The organism is Streptomyces sp. NPDC014676 (assembly GCF_043084105.1).
Lineage (GTDB): Bacteria > Actinomycetota > Actinomycetes > Streptomycetales > Streptomycetaceae > Streptomyces.
Genome location: NZ_JBIBZI010000007.1, coordinates 253,249 through 270,458 on the forward strand (window position 1 = coordinate 253,249; position 17,210 = coordinate 270,458).

The window sequence follows — 17,210 nt, forward strand, 5'->3', positions numbered from 1 at the left end:
GCGCTTCGTCGGCCAATGTCCGGAAAGCGCGCCCGTTTTGGGGTGGGTCGTGGTACAGCAGGAACCGGAGGACGCGCAACGTGGCGCAGTCCACAGCGGAACCGTCGCCGATCAAGCTGACGCGACGGTCGTACGGCCGCGAGAATGACGGTGAAGGGCTTTGTCGCCTTTTACGGACGCGCCGTTCGTGCCGCTGGGGACGCACGCTCGTTCTTCAGCGTGGGGCGGTCGGTGCGCCGTTCCGGGTGAGCTGGTCGTAGGAGCACTAACCGATGGGCGAGGGGTACGCATGACCGACACCGGCCAGGTCCCGGGCGAGGGACTGCCGGAGAACGCAGGCATGGTGGAGCAGCCGGGCGTCCCCGCGCCCGACGCGTACACCTACCTCTCCGACGGTCCCGCCGAGGAAGAAGACCTGCTGCTGCCCGGCGCCCAGAGCGCCTGGGGCAACGAGATCGCCCCGCCCGCGCCCGAGCCGGTCGTCGAGACCGTGCACCAGCCGGGCCCGCACGAGACGGCCGGCCGCGACAGCGGCTCGGTCGACCTCGGCGGCGTCCGGCTCCCCGAGCCGCCGCAGCCGGCACCGCGCCGCCCGCTGCACCTCGGCCCGCCCATTCCCCACGTCAACGCCGGCCCGGTGCGCTCCCTCGCCGACCGCGGTCCCGCCGACGTGCCGGCCCGCCAGGCCGGCCCGCCGTCCCTCGGCCCCGAGTACCTCGACATCCCGCACGCGCGCGAGGCGGCGGTACCGCAGGCCGCGGCGCCCTGGGGCGCGCAGGCCACGGTGGCCGCCGAAACGGTTGTTCCGGCTCCGGTTCCGGCTTCGGAGCCGATGGACGCGGCCCAGGCGGTCGTGACCCGCGTCGCCGCGGAGGCGGGGGCGGTGCAGCAGGACACCGGGGGTGTGGTCGCCGCCGTCGCGGTGGGCGCCCCGGCCGAGGGCGGCGAACAGGGGCCCGTCCCGGTTCCGGCCGCGGATCACGGTCCGTCCGGCACGTCCGCCGCCGAGCCCGCGCAGGGGACCGGGGCACCGCGGCCCGCCGAGGCGGCCCAGGCGCCCGTACCCGAGCCCGCTGCTCCGGAGCCGGAGGCGCCCCCGGCCGCCGAGGCGCCGGGCACCGGGCCCACGGCGCCGGAGCACGCCCCGGCGGCCGAGGCGCCGCAGACCGGTCAGGCGCCGGCCGCCGTGCCGGACCCCGCTCAGGCCGCCGTTTCCGCATACGCTCCGGGGGCGGACGCTTCCCACGGCGCTCAGGTACCGGGTCTCGACCCCGCGGCACCCCAGGCCGGCGAGGCGGCGGGCGCGGAGGCCGCCGTGCTCGCGCAGGGAGCCGAGGCACCGCAGGACGTCCAGGCACCAGGCGCGGTGGCCACCGCACCGGACCAGGCCCAGGAGGCCGGGGCACCGCAGGCCGTTCAGCAGCCCGGACCGGAGGCCGCCGCACAGGGGACCGAGGCGTCTCAGGCCGTTCAGGCGCCGGGTGCCGAGGCCGTCGCGGCGCAGGCCGGTGAGACGGCTGAGGTTTCTCAGGCCGTTCAGGCGCCGGGTGCCGAGGCCGTCGCGGCGCAGACCGGTGAGGTGGCTGAGGCCGACCAGGCTGTTCAGGTGCCGGGTGCCGAGGTGGCTGAGGCTGTTCAGGATGTTCGGGTGCCGGGTACCGATGCCGCAGTGCCGCAGGCCGGTGAGGTGGCTGAAGTCCCTCAGGCCGTCCAGGCACCGGGTGCCGGCGCCGCCGAGGGGCCCGAGACGGTCCAGGCCGTTCCGGTGACGGGCGCGGAGGCTCTCGTTCCGGAGCACGTCGGGGTTTCCGAAGCCTCCCCGGACGTCCCCGCGCCGGGCGCCGACACCGCCGTACCCCCCACTGCCGAAGCGGAAGGGATTGTTTCCGGAACGGCGGGCGACGAAGCCCTCGCGCGGACCCCCGCGCCTGAGGTCCCGGCCGCCCTCGCACCGGAGGCCCCCCATGCCGCCGACGCCACCCCCGTGATCGACACGGGCGCGGTCCAGGGCCCCCAGCAGACCCCCGCCGCCCCCCTGACCGGCACCGTCCCCCCGGAGCCGGACCGGCCCGTGGGCGAGTTCGTCCCCGTGGACGGCACCGTGCCCACCACCCCGCACCTCGCGCCGACCCCGCCCCAGGGCGTGGCCGCCCCCGCCGGGGAACCCCACGAGGCGGACACCGAACCCGCGCAGAACCCGGACGACCTCGACACCCAGGGCGCCGGCGTGGACGCGGAAGCCGCACGGCCCACCGGTCCGGCCGCACCCGGCTACGACGACGTGGAGCGCGAGGCCGTACTGAAGGTCATGCGCGAACGCCGGGACATCCGCAACGGCTTCCGCAGCGACCCCATCCCGCACGAGGTGCTGCTCCGCGTCCTGGAGGCCGCCCACACCGCGCCCTCCGTCGGCCACTCGCAGCCCTGGGACTTCGTCGTCATCCGTTCCGCCGAGACCCGGCGCAGCATGCACGAACTGGCCACGCGCCAGCGCGACGCCTACGCCAAGTCCCTCCCCAAGGGCCGGGCCAAGCAGTTCAAGGAACTGAAGATCGAGGCCATCCTCGACACGCCCGTGAACATCGTCGTCACCGCCGACCCGACCCGCGGCGGCCGGCACACCCTCGGCCGCCACACCCAGCCCCAGATGGCGCCGTATTCCTCCGCGCTCGCCGTCGAGAACCTCTGGCTCGCCGCCCGTGCCGAGGGCCTCGGCGTCGGCTGGGTCAGCTTCTTCGACGAGCGCGAGATGGTCCGCGCGCTGGGGCTCCCCGAGCACCTCGAGGTCGTCGCCTACCTGTGCGTGGGCTACGTCGACGAGTTCCCGGACGAGCCCGAGCTGATGCAGGCCGGCTGGTCCAAGCGCCGCCCGCTGTCCTGGGTCGTCCACGAGGAGACGTACGGCCGTCGCGCCCTGCCCGGAGAGGACCCCCACGACCTGCTCGCCGAGACCGTCGCACAGATCCGCCCGCTGGACGCCAAGGCGCTCGGCGAGGCGTGGGAGCGCCAGAAGCGCATGACCAAGCCGGCCGGGGCGCTCGGCATGCTGGAGATCATCTCCGCCCAGCTCTCCGGCCTGTCCCGCCAGTGCCCGCCGCCCATCCCGGAACCCGCGGCCGTCGCGATCTTCGCCGGCGACCACGGGGTGCACGCCCAGGGCGTCACCCCCTGGCCGCAGGAGGTCACCGCCCAGATGGTGGCCAACTTCCTCGGCGGGGGAGCGGTCTGCAACGCCTTCGCCGCCCAGGTCGGGGCGGAGGTCTGCGTCGTCGACGTGGGCGTCTCCTCCGACCTCCCGGCCACCCCCGGTCTGCTGCCGCGCAAGATCCGCGCCGGTACGTCCGACATGACCACCGGGCCCGCGATGACCCGCGAGGAGGCCAAGAAGGCCGTCGAGGTCGGCATCGAGACCGCCCGCGACCTGGTCGCCGCCGGCAACAAGGCCCTCCTCACCGGCGAGATGGGCATCGCGAACACCACCGCGTCCGCCGCCCTCATCTCCGTTTTCACCGGCGCCGACCCGGCGGAGGTCACCGGCCGCGGCACCGGCATCAACGACGAGACCCTCGCCCGCAAGACCGAGGTCGTGCGCCGCGCCCTGGAACTCCACCAGCCGGACCCGGCCGACCCCATCGGTGTCCTGGCCGCCGTCGGCGGATTCGAGCACGCCGCCATGGTCGGCCTGCTCCTCGGCGGCGCGTCGCTGCGCACGCCGGTGATCCTGGACGGCGTCAGCGCCGGTGCCGCCGCCCTGGTGGCCCGGGCCATCGCCCCCGAGGTCCTGGCCGCCTGCATCGCGGGTCACCGCAGCGCCGAGCCCGGCCATGTCGCCGCCCTCAACAAACTGGGCCTGCGCCCCCTGGTCGACCTCGACCTCCGCCTCGGCGAAGGCACGGGCGCCCTCCTGGCCCTTCCGCTCGTGCAGAGCACGGCACGGGCCATGCACGAGGTGGCGACCTTCGATTCGGCAGGGGTGACCGAGAAGTAGCCCCGGCGGCTGTGGGCAGTCGTTCCTCCCCCAGTACCTCCAGGGTCCGGGCGGTACCTCCAGGCGGAACGGGTGGGCACAGCCGCCCACCCATCCGCACGCGCGGGGGCCGGGGGCGGCGCCCCCGGTTCCGGGAAGGGGCGGGCTGGGGGAAACACCACACCCACCCCGGCCCCCACTGGACGTACGCATAAAATTCCCGCGTCAGGCTCGCTCCGAAGCCGCAGCGTGCCCGCTGACCCACCGCTCGTCCGAGGAGCCTCACCTGATGGCCGAACACCCCGCCTACCCCGTAGGCCTCCGCCTCACCGGCCGCCGGGTCGTCGTACTCGGCGGCGGCCAGGTCGCCCAACGCCGCCTCCCCGCCCTGATCGCCGCCGGTGCCGACATCCACCTGGTGTCCCCCGAGGCCACCCCCTCCGTGGAAGCCATGGCGGACACCGGCGAGATCACCTGGCACCGCCGTCCCTACGCCGAGGGCGACCTCGCGCAGGCCTGGTACGCCCTCATCGCCACCAGCGACACCGACGCGAACACCCGCGCCTCCGCCGAGGCGGAAGCACACCGCGTCTGGTGCGTCCGCTCGGACGACGCCGACGCGGCCACGGCGTGGACCCCCGCCACCGGCTCCAGCGAGGGCGTCACCGTGGCCGTCCTCACGACGCGGGCACGCGGCCGCGACCCCCGCCACACCGCCGCCATCCGCGACGCCGTGGTCGAGGGCCTGCGCGACGGCACCCTCGTCGCCCCGCACCACCGCACCCGCACCCCGGGCGTCGCCCTCGTCGGCGGCGGCCCCGGTGACCCGGATCTGATCACCGTGCGCGGCCGCCGCCTGCTCGCCGAGGCCGACGTCGTCATCGCCGACCGGCTCGGCCCCCGCGACCTGCTCGCCGAACTCCCGCCGCACGTCGAGGTGATCGACGCGGCGAAGATCCCCTACGGCCGGTTCATGGCCCAGGAGGCCATCAACAACGCGCTGATCGAGCACGCGAAGCAGGGCAAGTCCGTGGTCCGGCTCAAGGGCGGAGACCCGTACGTCTTCGGCCGCGGCATGGAGGAACTCCAGGCGCTCGCCGAAGCGGGCATCCCCTGCACCGTCGTCCCCGGCATCTCCAGCTCCATCTCGGTCCCGGGCGCGGCCGGTATCCCCGTCACCCACCGGGGCGTGGCCCACGAGTTCACCGTGGTCAGCGGCCATGTCGCCCCCGACGACGAGCGCTCCCTGGTCGACTGGGCGTCCCTGGCGAAGCTGACCGGCACCCTCGTCGTCCTCATGGGCGTCGACAAGATCGGCCGGATCGCCGAGACCCTGGTGGCCCACGGCAAGTCCCCCGACACCCCGGTCGCCCTCGTCCAGGAGGGCACCACGGCCGCCCAGCGCCGCGTCGACGCCACCCTCGCCACGGTCGCCGAGACGGTCGTCGCCCAGGAGGTCAAGCCGCCGGCCGTCATCGTCATCGGCGAGGTCGTCGCCGTGGGCCCGCGCGGGACGGCGTGACATGGCCGGACTCATCACCGTCGACGACCCCGCCGACCCGCGGCTGCACGACTACACCGGCCTGACCGACGTCGAACTGCGCCGCCGCCGCGAACCCGCCGAGGGCCTGTTCATCGCCGAGGGCGAGAAGGTCATCAGGCGCGCCGGGGAAGCGGGCTACGCGATGCGGTCGATGCTGCTGTCCGCGAAGTGGGTCGACGTCATGCGCGACGTCATCGACCGGGCCACCGCCCCGGTGTATGTCGTCGACCCCGCGCTCGCCGAACAGGTCACCGGCTACCACGTGCACCGCGGCGCGCTCGCCTCCATGCAGCGCACACCGCTGCCCGCGCCGGCCGACGTGCTCCGGACCGCCCGCCGCGTCGTCGTCATGGAGTCGGTCAACGACCACACCAACATCGGCGCGATCTTCCGCTCCGCGGCGGCCCTCGGCATGGACGCCGTCCTGCTCTCCCCGGACTGCGCCGACCCCCTCTACCGCCGCAGCGTCAAGGTCTCCATGGGCGCGGTCTTCTCCGTGCCGTACGCCCGCCTGGACACCTGGCCCAAGGGACTGGAGGCGGTGCGCGAGGCCGGGTTCGAGCTGCTCGCCCTCACCCCCGGCGAGAAGGCCCGGCCCCTGGACGAAGTGGCACCGCACCGCATGGACCGGGTGGCCCTGATGCTGGGCGCGGAAGGGTCCGGTCTCTCCGACCGGGCCCTGGCCGCCGCTGATCAATGGGTCCGCATCCCGATGTCGCACGGCGTCGACTCCCTCAACGTGGGAGCCGCCGCGGCGGTCGCCTTCTACGCGGTGGCCACCGGGCGCCCGCGGGAATAGCGGCCCGGTCGGTGCCGTGCCGACGGGTCCCTACCCGGGGCCCTGGCAGCCCTGCACCAGCGCGATGCCCAGCGCGACGACCAGCGTCACGACGACGAACACGAACAGCCGCTGCCTGAGCAGTCGCGGATTGGCCGGCCGCAGGCCGGTCCCGGTCGTCCGGGGCCCCGGACGGCGGGCACCGGTGCCGGTACCGGACCGGGTGGTGTTCCGGGACGCCGGCGTGGGACGCGGCCCCTTGCGGGACGGAGTGCCCCCGCGCGGGGAGCTGTCGCGTGCGCCGCCGCTCCGGGAAGGGGGCACGCCCCGGCTGTTCCGTCCGGGGGAGGAACCGCTGTTCCTGGGCGCGGGGCCGCGTCCGCGCGGTGGCGGGGTTCCCTGACCGCCCTGCCGGCGCTGTGCCCGCTCCGGGTAGGTGTCCGCGAGGCGTCCGGTGGGCCGCTCCGTCTCGGCACTGCGCGGGGCCGGCGGACGCACGTCGGCGAGGCCCTGGGCCTCCCGGGCGGCGATCTCCTTGAGCCGCAGCGACAGCTGGAGCGTGCTGGGCCGCTCCTCGGGGTCCTTCGCCAGGCACGCGCGGACGAGGGGGGCCAGGGCGTCCGGGACGCCGTGCAACTGGGCCTCCTCGTGCACCACGCGGTACAGCATCACCTCGGAACTGCCGTGCCCGAAGGGCGAGTCGCCCATCGACGCGTACGCGAGCGTGGCGCCCAGCGAGAACACGTCCGTGGCCGGGGTGACGGCCGCCCCGCGCACCTGCTCCGGGGCGAGGAAGCCGGGCGAGCCGACCGCCGTGCCGACGTGCGTGAGCGTCGACGCGCCGGTCGCCCACGCGATGCCGAAGTCGATGATCCGCGGCCCCTTCGGGGACAGCAGGATGTTGGACGGCTTGAGGTCCCGGTGCACCACACCGGCCTCGTGCACGGCGACCAGCCCCTCGGAGAGGGCCGCGCCGACGGCGGCGACGTCGGCCGCGCTGAGCGCCCCCTCGTCGGCGACCTTGTCGTGCAGCGAGGGCCCCGGCACGTACTGGGTGGCGAACCAGGGACGGTCCGCCTCGAGGTCAGCGGCCACCAGCCGGGCCGTACAGCCGCCGCGGATGCGGCGGGCCGCCGAGACCTCGCGCGCGAACCGGGAGCGGAACTCCTGGTCCTCGGCCAGATCGGGCCGGATGACCTTCAGCGCGACCCGCTGCCCCTTCTTGTCGGAGCCCAGGTAGACCACGCCCATCCCGCCCGCGCCGAGTCGTCGGTGGAGCCTGAAAGAGCCGACGACGCGCGGGTCCTCGCGCCTCAGGCGCATCATCGCCATGTTCATCCCCGCTGCCCGGTCCTGTGACGTGCCACAGCTTACGTTTCCACGGCCGCCCGTGCGCAGAGGCCGCGCCCTCTCGGAGCGGTGGATTGTCAGTGGTGGGTGGGAGACTTGAAGAGTGGTCAGGGAGCGCGCGGACACACCTGGTTCGCGCGGCTGGTGCTTCCAACCACCCGACGGCGAAGGGGGATTGATCGCATGAAGGGTGACCGTGTGGAGATCGTCGTGGACGCGGGGGACACGACGCGTACGTACGAGGTGGTGGCGAGCAGGGCGGGGCGCCGGGTGGAGACGGCGGTGCGGCGGGGGGTCGTCGAAGTGAGCGAAGTCACCCGGAGCGGCACGGTCGTGCGGACCGCCCGGTTCATGGCGAACCGGGTGCTCGCGCTGGTGGAGCAGCCGGTGCCGCGGGAGGACGGCTCGGAGAAAGCGGGGCAGAGCGGGCGGCCCTTCGGGGATGTCCCTGAGACGTAGGGCCCCGTCTCCACCCAGGGGAGTACGCCGCGGGGAAGGGCTCATCCTCCGGGAGGCCCGGCAATCGGTACGAGGGCATGACGCCGGGAGAGGGCGTGGCGCCTAGATTTGAGGTCAAGCGGCGGGTGCAGCACTCGTCCCCCGAGGTCAGACGCCCGCCGCTGTCAACGACAACAGAAACGGCCAGGAGAGGGACCATGGCGTACACGGCACCGCGGACACTGATCCGCACGCGGGAGCGCGGCGAGGGGCGTCGTCATCCGCTGGTGGCGACGCTGATGGCCCTTCCTCTGGCGGTCCTGCTCCTCCTCGTCTTCGACGGGTGGGAGACGGTGGCCACACAGGCGTCGTCCGTGGGCGAGATGCTGGGGCGCTGAACAGCGACCCCAGGCCCGGAAGAGCGGTCCGGGCGGGGACATCCACCCATGAAACCCCGTGGGGACGGGGGTGCGGCGGACGGCAAAAATGCCGGCGCAGCTGGGGAGCTGCGCCGGCATTGCTCTGCCTGCGTTCCTTGCCCCTGCGGCCGCCATCCGCTATCCGCGGGCAGTCGTGCCGCTGGGGCGGCACGGGTGGGCTGGGGGTACCCCCTCTGGGGGAGGCACCTCATAAGCGCGGGGCCGCGTGAATCTCCTGGTCCACCTCAACGCGGAGCACCTCGTAAGCGCCGGGCCGCGTGAACCTCCCGGCCCGCCCCAACGCCGGAGCACCCGCAGGCGCGGGGCCACGCCGCCCCGGCAACCGCCCCGTACCCTCACCCCGTGACCACGGACCTCCTCCCCGCCCTGACAGCCCACGTCACGGCAGCGGCCCACGCGAGCCCCCGCACCTGCCCCTGCACCACCGCCACCCTCGCCGTCCGCGAGGACGCCACCGTCGTACGACACGCCGGCACCGTCGCCAAGGCCCACGCCCCCGACGCCGACCCCACCGAGCTGACCCTCCGTCTCACCGTGGCCACCCGCCTCCCCGGCATCCTCCTCCCCCCGTTCACCCCGACCCCCACCGAACTGCACGGACGACTCGTCACCCACTGGCCGTACGGCACTCCCGTGGATCCGGACGACCCGGACGCCGCGCCCTGGGAAGCCGCGGCCACCCTCCTCGCCCGGCTCCACCGGGCCCCCGCCCCCACCGCCGTGCCCCCCATGCGCGGCCCCGCCAAGGCCGCCCACGCCATCGCCCTCCTCCGCACCACCGCCCCCCGGCACCCCGCCACCGCTCCCGTACTGCACGCCTGGGCCGCTCTCCCGCCCTGGGCCCGCGGTGAGGCCCCCATGCCGGACACCACCACCCTCTGTCACGGTGACCTCCACCTCGGCCAGCTCATACGCCACCCCGCGCACACCGGCCCCTGGCTGCTCATCGACGTCGACGACCTCGGCACCGGCGTACCGGCATGGGACCTGGCCCGCCCGGCGGCCTGGTACGCCTGCGGACTGCTCGCTCCCGACGAGTGGCACCGCTTCCTGACCGCCTACCGCGTGGCCGGCGGCCCGGCCGTACCGTCCGACGGCGACCCCTGGACCGTGCTGGACGTCCCGGCCCGCGCCCTCACGGCCCAGACCGCCGCCCGCGCCGTCACCAAGGCCGTCGCGGCCGGCCGGCCCCTGGACGAGGTGGAGCGGTCGCTGGTCGAGGCCTGCGCGCGCATGGGTTCCGTCAGTCCCGCCTCCCCGACGGGGTGAGCGGAAGTTTCCCGACGTAGGGTGCAACCGACCCGCAGCCGGGCAGAGTCTGTCCTGGCGATACGCGAAGCAGGAACGACCGGCTAGGAGTTGAACCGATCATGCAGTGTCCGAAGTGCCATGCCCCGATGCACACCTACAACCGCAACGGTGTCCAGATCGAACAGTGCAGCGGGTGCCGGGGCATCTTCCTCGACTACGGCGAGCTGGAGTCGCTGACCCGGCTGGAGTCCCAGTGGTCGCAGCCCGCGCCGCCGGCCCCGCAGGCCTACCCCGCCGCGCCGGCCCCCGCCTGGGGCGCCCCGCACGGCGGCCACCACGGCCACCACCGCCACAAGAGCTTCGGGCACATGCTCTTCTCCAGCTGACGGAGACGCGCGGAGACACGACGAAGCCCCCGGTCGCGGGACCGGGGGCTTCGGGCGGTGTGGACGATACTGGGATTGAACCAGTGACCTCTTCCGTGTCAGGGAAGCGCTCTCCCGCTGAGCTAATCGTCCTCGGGACCACGACCACTCCATGGAGTGGATCATGGGCACTGCGTGCGCGATACTGGGATTGAACCAGTGACCTCTTCCGTGTCAGGGAAGCGCTCTCCCGCTGAGCTAATCGCGCGGGGGATCCGGAGATCCGAGTGGACGATACTGGGATTGAACCAGTGACCTCTTCCGTGTCAGGGAAGCGCTCTCCCGCTGAGCTAATCGTCCTTGGAGGTGGAGACGGGATTTGAACCCGTGTAGACGGCTTTGCAGGCCGTTGCCTCGCCTCTCGGCCACTCCACCAGGAGTGTAGGGGACCGGGAAGCCCCCTCTTCCTTCGAGCGGACGACGAGGCTCGAACTCGCGACCTCAACCTTGGCAAGGTTGCGCTCTACCAACTGAGCTACGTCCGCCTGTCGTTTCGGTCGGCTTGCGCGTCCCGGCGACGAACTGAACTCTAGCGGATTCCGGGGCCAGTACAAAAACCCGTTTGTGCAGCGTGCTGCGCTGCGCCCGCTCACGGACGTGCCCGGGCCGCCGGAACCGCGCCCGCCATAGACTCGTCACGTGCTGGACCTGACACCTCTCGCCCGCTTCGGCGACCGCGTCGCCACCGGGCTCCTCGACGTCACCGACGACCCCGCGGCCCTGGATTCCACGGGGTTCTGGGCCGTCGCCGCCGACTTCGAGGGCCGCCTGACCTGCGCCCGCTTCCGGGAGGTCCGGGAGCAGCGGGTCCCCGCCCCCGTGCCGGGGGCCTGGCGGGGGCCGGCGGCCGGCGACTGGACGTCCTCGCTCGACCGGGGCGCGTACACGACGGCCGTACGCCGTATCCGCGACCACATAGCCGTCGGCGAGGTCTACCAGGCGAACCTCTGCCGCGTCCTGTCCGCGCCCGTGCCGTCCGGCGCCGACGTGGACGCCCTCACCGCCCTGCTCGCCCGGGGCAACCCGGCGCCGTATGCCGGAACGATTCGTCTGCCCGGTCACGGGGTGGAGATCGCCACCGCGTCACCCGAGCTGTTCCTGCGGCGGGAGGGACGGGTCGTCGAGTCCGGGCCGATCAAGGGGACCGGGCGGACCGAGGACGACCTGCTGGAGAAGGACTACGCAGAGAACGTGATGATCGTCGACCTGGTCCGCAACGACATCGGACAGGTCTGCGACACCGGCACGGTGACCGTGCCCGACCTGTGCGCCGTCGAGAAGCACCCGGGTCTCGTCCACCTCGTGTCGACCGTGCGGGGCGAGCTGCGAGGCGGCGCGGGATGGCCCGAGCTGCTCGGCGCCGCCTTCCCGCCAGGCTCCGTCACCGGCGCGCCCAAGTCCAGCGCGCTGCGGATCATCGACGCGCTGGAGACGGCGCCCCGCGGCCCGTACTGCGGCGGCATCGGCTGGGTCGACGCAGACCGCGGCACCGGCGTGCTCGCGGTGGGCATCCGCACCTTCTGGATCGACCGGACCGCGGGTGGCGACGCCGTTCTGCGGTTCGGCACCGGCGCCGGGATCACCTGGGGCTCCGACCCCGAGGGGGAGTGGCGGGAGACCGAACTGAAGGCCTCCCGACTGCTCGCGGTAGCGTCGGGAACGTACGAGACGATCGAAGGGACCCAGGGGTGAAGATCTGGCTCGACGGCGGACTGCATGACACCGAGTCCGCCCGTGTCTCCGTCTTCGACCACGGACTGACCGTGGGCGACGGCGTCTTCGAGACGGTGAAGGCCGTGGACGGCCGTCCGTTCGCGCTCACCCGGCATCTCGACCGGCTGACCCGGTCGGCCCGCGGGCTCGGGCTGCCCGACCCCGACCTCGACGAGGTCCGCCGCGCCTGCGCCGCCGTCCTGGAGGCCAACCCGATGCCGCTCGGCCGGCTGCGCCTCACCTACACCGGCGGCCACGGCCCGCTCGGCTCCGACCGCGGCGAGCACGGCCCGACCCTCGTGGTCGCCCTCGGGGAGACCACCCGCCGCCCCGACTCCACCGCCGTCATCACCGTCCCCTGGACCCGCAACGAACGCGGCGCGCTCACCGGCCTGAAGACCACCTCGTACGCCGAGAACGTCGTCGCCCTCGCCCGCGCCCACGAGCGGGGCGCGTCCGAGGCGTTGTTCGGCAACACCGTCGGACAGCTCTGCGAGGGCACCGGGTCGAACGTCTTCGTCGTCCTCGACGGCGAGCTCCACACCCCGCCGCTCGCCTCCGGCTGCCTCGCCGGCATCACCCGCGCCCTCGCCGTCGAGTGGACCGGCGCCAAGGAGACCGACCTGCCGCTGGACGTGCTGGGGCGGGCCGAGGAGGTCTTCCTCACCTCCACCCTGCGCGACGTCCAGGCCGTGCACCGCGTCGACGACCGTGAACTGCCCGGCGCCCCCGGCCCGGTGACCGCCAAGGCCATGCGGATCTTCGACGAGCGCTCCGGGGCCGACCTCGATCCGTGACGGACCCGGAATCCGGCTGATCCGGGACGCGGACGGAGGAGGTGGGCCCACAGAGCCCACAGAGCCCTCGGAACAAGGGCGGTGGTGGGCGACGGGAAGGCGGGTAGGAAACCTTCGATGACCACCACCCTGCGGCCGGCCGAGCCGCTTCAGCAGAACCCCGACGGCACGCGCTCGCGCCGTTACCAGGTGTGCGTGAACAGCCGTCCCGTCGGGGCGGTCCATCTCGGCACCCATCCCGTCTTCGGTGACGCCGTCGCCCGGATCACGAGTCTGCTCATCGAGGAGCCGGACCGCCGGCGCGGCCGGGGCACGGTGGCCGCGCTCGCCGCGGAGGAGGTGGCGCGCGGCTGGGGGTGCCGCCGTATCGAGGCGACGGTCCCCGCCGACGCCCGGGCCGCCCTCGGGCTGGCCACGGCGCTCGGCTACGTCGTGCGCAACCGGACCATGGAGAAGGCCCTCGCGGACACCCCGCCCGCGCTTCCGGGGGGCAGCGCGGCCCGGCCCATGACCGAGGACGAGTTCGGGCCCTGGTCGGCCAAGGGCCAGGAGGACTACGCGGGGGACTGGATCCGGCGCGGGGTGCCGGAGGCCGAGGCGCGGGCCAAGGCGGCGAACGACCACGCCGCGCTGCTGCCCGACGGCCACGCCACCGAGGACATGCTCTTCAGCGTCCTCGAACACGAGGGCACGCCCGTGGGCACCCTGTGGCTGTCGGTGCGCGGGGAACGGGCCTACGTCTTCGACGTCGAGGCCGACGCCGCCCACCGCGGCCGGGGACACGGACGCGCGCTCATGCTGCTCGCCGAGGCCCAGGCGGTTGCCGCGGGGAACCGGACCATCGGCCTCAACGTGTTCGCCGGCAACACCCCGGCCGAGCGGCTCTACGACTCCCTCGGCTACGGCACGACGCAGTACTCGATGTACAAGCCGCTCCTGTGACGGCGGGCGGCATGCCCGGGGCCGGGGAATGCCGTTCGGATCTCTCCGGGGCCGTGGGGCCCGACACGCCCCCCGGAGGGGACTCTCATCGACCCCTCGGGCCGGCCACGAGGCGCCGTCGTCCGAAGCCGGCCCGGCCCGAACGGCACCCCTGGGGCCTGTTCGGCGGCTCAAGCCGGAGGAGAACAAGGAGGCTGCGCACGCCCCGCGTCTCCGGCACGATCCGCCGGACAGGCTCTTGGTGTCCCGCGCCTGAGGTTCCCAGGCGGTCCCGGCTGAGCCATGAACGGCCGACGCGCCTGGTCCGGCGGCGGGAATCCGACCACGGAGGCGAGAGAGATCCACCTGCGGATTTCAGGCGCAGCGCACTAGTCCTCCTGCTCGGCCAGCAGCCGGTCCGCGATCTCCTCGACGCGCTCGCGCAGGCCCTCCTGGCTCTTGCCGCCGTCGAGGCGCTCACCGCCGATGACGTATGTGGGGGTGCCCGTCACCCCGATCGCCTTGCCCTCGGCCTGGTCCGCGTCCACGATCAGGATGTGCCGTCCGTCGATCAGCGCGGTGTCGAACTCCTCGGCGTCCAGGCCGAGTTCCCGGGCGACCTCGACGAGGAAGCCCTCTCCCCTGCGGTCCAGCTCCTCGACCCGTTCCAGCACGGCCTCGACGTACGGCCATCCCCGCCCCTGCTCCAGCGCCTCCTCGGCGGCCTGGGCGGCGGCGAAGGAGTGCCTGTGCTTCTCCAGCGGGAAGTGCCGCAGCCGCAGCTCCAGGCGGTCGCCGTAGCGGGCCCGCAGGGCACGGAGGTCGTCGAGGGCGCTCCGGCAGTCCGGACACTGCAGTTCGCACCAGACGTCGAGGACGGGGGCGGTGGGGCGGGCGGGGGAGGAGTCACTCATGGTCACAGTCTCCCAGCCGGACCCCGAACCTCCCAGCCGGACCCCGGACCACCCGATCGGACGTCCGAAGGACCGTCCTCTGCCTGCCCGGTGCGTCCCTCCAACCCTCCGGTGCCATGTCCCAGCCCGTCCGGCGCTTGAGGACGAGGCCCGTTCAGGGCCGAAGCGGGAGTCCGGGAGGCGGTAGCCCCTGGCGGGGAAGCACCGACGCCGGGTGCCGGGAACACGCCGGTCACCGCGCCCCCGGCCGTACCGGTGCTCGCACCTGCGGAGGATCACCGACCCGGAGATGTCCCTGATGTCCGGCCGGAGCATGGCCCGGCCGGGCCCCACAGGTGCAGGATGGAAGGGACGAAGCGTCACAGCGACCCCACCTGCCTGGAGGACCGGATGATTGCCGAGACCGTCTGTTCCGCCGTCTCCGCGGCAGGCCTGGGCATCGCGGCGGTCACGGCCTACCGCAAGCGCTTCCTCGCGGCCGCCCGCATCGCCGCCTACTCGCTCGTGCCCCTCGGCCTGGTGATGGCCGGTGTCGTCGACTGGCTGGCCGACACCGCCTTCAGCCCGACGGCATGGGCCGGCTTCGGAGTGCTCGGCCTGTCCTGGGTGCTGTTCGCGACCACCCGCACCGTGGAGCGCCGACGCGGCGGCACCCGTAAGGAGCGCAAGGCCGCGCGGGCCGCGGCACGCCCCGAGGCGGCGGCACCCGGGGCCTCCGCGCCCTCCCTGGGCCAGGGGTCCCGCCCGGCGGCCCGCCCCGCTGCCACCTCCCGCGGCGAGGACGACTTCAGCGACATCGAGGCCATCCTCAAGAAACACGGCATATGACGGTGGCGCGCCACGGGTGAATGCGCGCGACCGGCAGAAACGTCACAGTGGGTCCGCGAGCGCCCGGAAATGATCACAAGCCGAACCGTAGATCGCGGAATCGGCGATCAACACTCACTCCGTGAGCGTTGATCGCGTCGGGTGCTCCCGATGCGTCATCATCGCCGCGAGATGCTGGACACGACACAGAGTGATGCCGCGCCGCAGCAGGACGAGCCGCGTGGATGCCTCTTCGCCCTTTCCCAGCCACCGCTGATGATCTTCCTGGCGGTGATCGGGTGTCTGCTGCTCACGGCTGCCCTGCACGATCTGCTGTGGCTGTGACCCGTACCCGCGGTACCCGGCGTCACCCGTCGGGACCGCGTCGGCACGGCATCGAGCGGCTTCGCCCGCGTGGGCGTCAGCCCGCCGCCTCCTTGCGCCGCGCCCGGTAGGCGGCCACGTGCAGACGGTTGCCGCAGGTGCGGCTGTCGCAGTAGCGGCGCGAACGGTTGCGGGAGAGATCGACGAAGGCGTGCCGGCAGTCCGGGGCCTCACAGCGCCGCAGCCGCTCCTGCTCCCCGGCGACCACGAAGAACGCCAGCGCCATCCCGCAGTCGGCGGCCAGGTGGTCGGCCACGGAGGCGCCGGGCGCGAAGTAGTGCACGTGCCAGTCGTAGCCGTCGTGGTCGGTGAGCCGGGGCGTGGTGCCCGCGGCCGCGATCAGCTCGTTGATCAGCGTGGCGGCCGCGCGGGCGTCCGGAGCGGCGAAGACCGACGCGAACCGGCCGCGGATCTTGCGCACCGCGGCCAGGTCGAACTCCGTGAGCACCCCGACCTCGCTGACCTCGTGCCGCCGCACGAACTCCTCGAGGGCCGCGACGTCCGGCAGCCTCTCCGGTGTCGTGTCGTCCTCCGGCGCGGAGTTCACCAGGTCCACCACGGTGTCGAGCGCGCACCGGGTGTCGTGGGTGATCAGCACAGTTCGCTCCCTGGCCTGGGGGTCGGGCGGGCGCCCGCCGATGGTGGCCGATGGTAGTGGCTCCGGCGCGCCCCGTACCTCCCCGCTCCGCACATGGCTTCGAATGCAACGCGCGGAGACCTGCCGTCGTTCCCGATCACCCGTTCGGCCGACGCCGGCTCGGCGTGCGCACAGCACGACGGCGCCGCCCGCGGAACCCCGCGGTGTCGGCGCCGTTCTGTGTGAGCCGTATGCGGCTGTACGGGCCCGAGCCGTCTCCCCGAGTCGACGGCGCCGGGCGGCTTCGCGAGCCTCGCCTAGCTTTCCGCCAGGATGTGCGAGAGCTCCTGGTCGAGATCGAAGTGCCGGTGTTCCGTACCGGGCGGCACGGCGGCGTCGGTGCGCTTCAGGAAGGACTCCAGGGCCCTTGCCGGGGCCTCGAGCAGGGCCTCCCCCTCCGGAGAGCTCAGGGCGATGCAGACGACGCCCTGACCGTGGCTGCGCGACGGCCAGACACGGACGTCGCCGGTGCCCGTGGGGCGGTGAAGTCCCTCGGCCAGGAGGTCGCGGGCGAACACCCACTCGACGGTTTCCTCGGCTCCGGTGTGGAAGGTGGCGTGCACGGCGTAGGGGTCGGCCGTGTCGTACCGCAGGCCTGCGGGGACAGGCAGGGAGGACTCGCTCGACACAACGAGGCGCAGGTGCAGCTCGCAGCTGACCGTGGTGTTCATAAGCGCCAGGGCCTTTCGCTCAGTGTGCGCTCGGGGATTCGCACGTCGGCCAAATCGACATGCCACCTACGGTGCCGTTGTAAACCCCTCTGAGTGTTTTGTGTGGGATTACGTAACTCTTCCGGCCGAAAGATCGTTCGTGCCCATCACCCATTCCGGTGATGTCTTTCACTC

The 17,210-nt window shown here is 73.5% G+C and carries 16 protein-coding genes and 5 tRNA genes; 12 read left to right on the top strand and 9 right to left on the bottom strand.

The window, feature by feature from the left end; translation table 11 throughout:
• Positions 1-289: 289 nt before the first annotated feature.
• The 3 genes from cobT to ACF1DX_RS21675 all read left to right on the top strand — a co-directional run bounded on the left by cobT (position 290) and on the right by ACF1DX_RS21675 (position 6,309).
• Positions 290-3,988 (top strand): nicotinate-nucleotide--dimethylbenzimidazole phosphoribosyltransferase, encoded by a 3,699-nt coding sequence (cobT, locus tag ACF1DX_RS21665; protein ID WP_391792772.1) that lies wholly within the window; start codon positions 290-292, stop codon positions 3,986-3,988.
• A 268-nt stretch (positions 3,989-4,256) separates the two neighbouring features.
• A complete protein-coding gene (gene cobA / locus ACF1DX_RS21670; RefSeq protein ID WP_391792773.1) occupies positions 4,257-5,489 on the top strand; it encodes a uroporphyrinogen-III C-methyltransferase in 1,233 nt (410 codons plus the stop codon).
• A gap of 1 nt (position 5,490) precedes the next feature.
• Positions 5,491-6,309: a TrmH family RNA methyltransferase gene (locus tag ACF1DX_RS21675; RefSeq protein WP_391792774.1), complete on the top strand. Its 819-nt coding sequence runs from the start codon at positions 5,491-5,493 to the stop codon at positions 6,307-6,309.
• A 30-nt stretch (positions 6,310-6,339) separates the two neighbouring features.
• Here the strand turns inward: ACF1DX_RS21675 and ACF1DX_RS21680 are convergent, their stop codons facing one another.
• On the bottom strand, positions 6,340-7,626 hold the full coding sequence (locus tag ACF1DX_RS21680; protein ID WP_391792775.1) for a protein kinase: 1,287 nt from the start codon (positions 7,624-7,626) through the stop codon (positions 6,340-6,342).
• Between the two features lie 195 nt (positions 7,627-7,821).
• On the opposite strand from ACF1DX_RS21680, the gene ACF1DX_RS21685 reads away from it, so the two are divergent.
• The 4 genes from ACF1DX_RS21685 (at position 7,822) to ACF1DX_RS21700 (ending at position 10,153) form a co-directional block, all read left to right on the top strand.
• Positions 7,822-8,097 (top strand): hypothetical protein, encoded by a 276-nt coding sequence (locus ACF1DX_RS21685; protein WP_030867592.1) that lies wholly within the window; start codon positions 7,822-7,824, stop codon positions 8,095-8,097.
• Between the two features lie 197 nt (positions 8,098-8,294).
• Positions 8,295-8,474, top strand: coding sequence for a hypothetical protein (locus ACF1DX_RS21690; RefSeq protein ID WP_030867596.1), 180 nt, complete (start codon positions 8,295-8,297; stop codon positions 8,472-8,474).
• 384 nt (positions 8,475-8,858) lie between these two features.
• A complete protein-coding gene (locus ACF1DX_RS21695) occupies positions 8,859-9,785 on the top strand; it encodes a phosphotransferase family protein (RefSeq protein WP_391792776.1) in 927 nt (308 codons plus the stop codon).
• A 101-nt stretch (positions 9,786-9,886) separates the two neighbouring features.
• Positions 9,887-10,153 carry a zf-TFIIB domain-containing protein gene (locus ACF1DX_RS21700; RefSeq protein WP_391792777.1) on the top strand — a complete coding sequence of 89 codons (267 nt, stop codon included), beginning with the start codon at positions 9,887-9,889 and terminating at the stop codon, positions 10,151-10,153.
• A 60-nt stretch (positions 10,154-10,213) separates the two neighbouring features.
• Here the strand turns inward: ACF1DX_RS21700 and ACF1DX_RS21705 are convergent.
• The 5 genes from ACF1DX_RS21705 to ACF1DX_RS21725 form a co-directional block, all read right to left on the bottom strand.
• A tRNA-Val gene (locus ACF1DX_RS21705) sits at positions 10,214-10,285 on the bottom strand.
• Positions 10,286-10,328: 43 nt separating this feature from the next.
• Positions 10,329-10,400 (bottom strand) — tRNA-Val (locus tag ACF1DX_RS21710).
• A gap of 20 nt (positions 10,401-10,420) precedes the next feature.
• A tRNA-Val gene (locus tag ACF1DX_RS21715) sits at positions 10,421-10,492 on the bottom strand.
• Between the two features lies 1 nt (position 10,493).
• Positions 10,494-10,567 (bottom strand) — tRNA-Cys (locus ACF1DX_RS21720).
• Positions 10,568-10,604: 37 nt separating this feature from the next.
• Positions 10,605-10,677: transfer RNA gene (locus tag ACF1DX_RS21725), tRNA-Gly, on the bottom strand.
• Between the two features lie 154 nt (positions 10,678-10,831).
• Here ACF1DX_RS21725 and ACF1DX_RS21730 point away from each other — a divergent pair.
• The 3 genes from ACF1DX_RS21730 (at position 10,832) to ACF1DX_RS21740 (ending at position 13,644) form a co-directional block, all read left to right on the top strand.
• Complete coding sequence (locus tag ACF1DX_RS21730) at positions 10,832-11,884, top strand: chorismate-binding protein (protein WP_391792778.1); 1,053 nt, start codon at positions 10,832-10,834, stop codon at positions 11,882-11,884.
• Positions 11,881-12,702 (top strand): aminotransferase class IV, encoded by an 822-nt coding sequence (locus tag ACF1DX_RS21735; RefSeq protein ID WP_391792779.1) that lies wholly within the window; start codon positions 11,881-11,883, stop codon positions 12,700-12,702. The genes ACF1DX_RS21730 and ACF1DX_RS21735 overlap by 4 nt, the downstream gene beginning before the upstream one ends.
• A gap of 117 nt (positions 12,703-12,819) precedes the next feature.
• Positions 12,820-13,644, top strand: a complete 825-nt coding sequence (locus ACF1DX_RS21740) for a GNAT family N-acetyltransferase (protein ID WP_391792780.1) — start codon at positions 12,820-12,822, stop codon at positions 13,642-13,644.
• A gap of 368 nt (positions 13,645-14,012) precedes the next feature.
• On the opposite strand, the gene ACF1DX_RS21745 is transcribed toward ACF1DX_RS21740, so the two are convergent.
• Complete coding sequence (locus ACF1DX_RS21745; RefSeq protein WP_391792781.1) at positions 14,013-14,537, bottom strand: DsbA family protein; 525 nt, start codon at positions 14,535-14,537, stop codon at positions 14,013-14,015.
• A gap of 390 nt (positions 14,538-14,927) precedes the next feature.
• Between ACF1DX_RS21745 and ACF1DX_RS21750 the strand changes: the two genes are divergently transcribed.
• On the top strand, positions 14,928-15,365 hold the full coding sequence (locus tag ACF1DX_RS21750) for a hypothetical protein (RefSeq protein ID WP_391792913.1): 438 nt from the start codon (positions 14,928-14,930) through the stop codon (positions 15,363-15,365).
• Between the two features lie 150 nt (positions 15,366-15,515).
• Positions 15,516-15,689, top strand: a complete 174-nt coding sequence (locus ACF1DX_RS21755; protein ID WP_371237426.1) for a hypothetical protein — start codon at positions 15,516-15,518, stop codon at positions 15,687-15,689.
• A 76-nt stretch (positions 15,690-15,765) separates the two neighbouring features.
• On the opposite strand, the gene ACF1DX_RS21760 is transcribed toward ACF1DX_RS21755, so the two are convergent.
• Positions 15,766-16,326: a CGNR zinc finger domain-containing protein gene (locus ACF1DX_RS21760; protein WP_391792782.1), complete on the bottom strand. Its 561-nt coding sequence runs from the start codon at positions 16,324-16,326 to the stop codon at positions 15,766-15,768.
• A 296-nt stretch (positions 16,327-16,622) separates the two neighbouring features.
• The gene (locus tag ACF1DX_RS21765) at positions 16,623-17,036 is read right to left on the bottom strand and encodes an SsgA family sporulation/cell division regulator (protein WP_004002642.1); all 414 of its coding nucleotides are present in this window, start codon (positions 17,034-17,036) and stop codon (positions 16,623-16,625) included.
• Positions 17,037-17,210 lie beyond the last annotated feature (174 nt).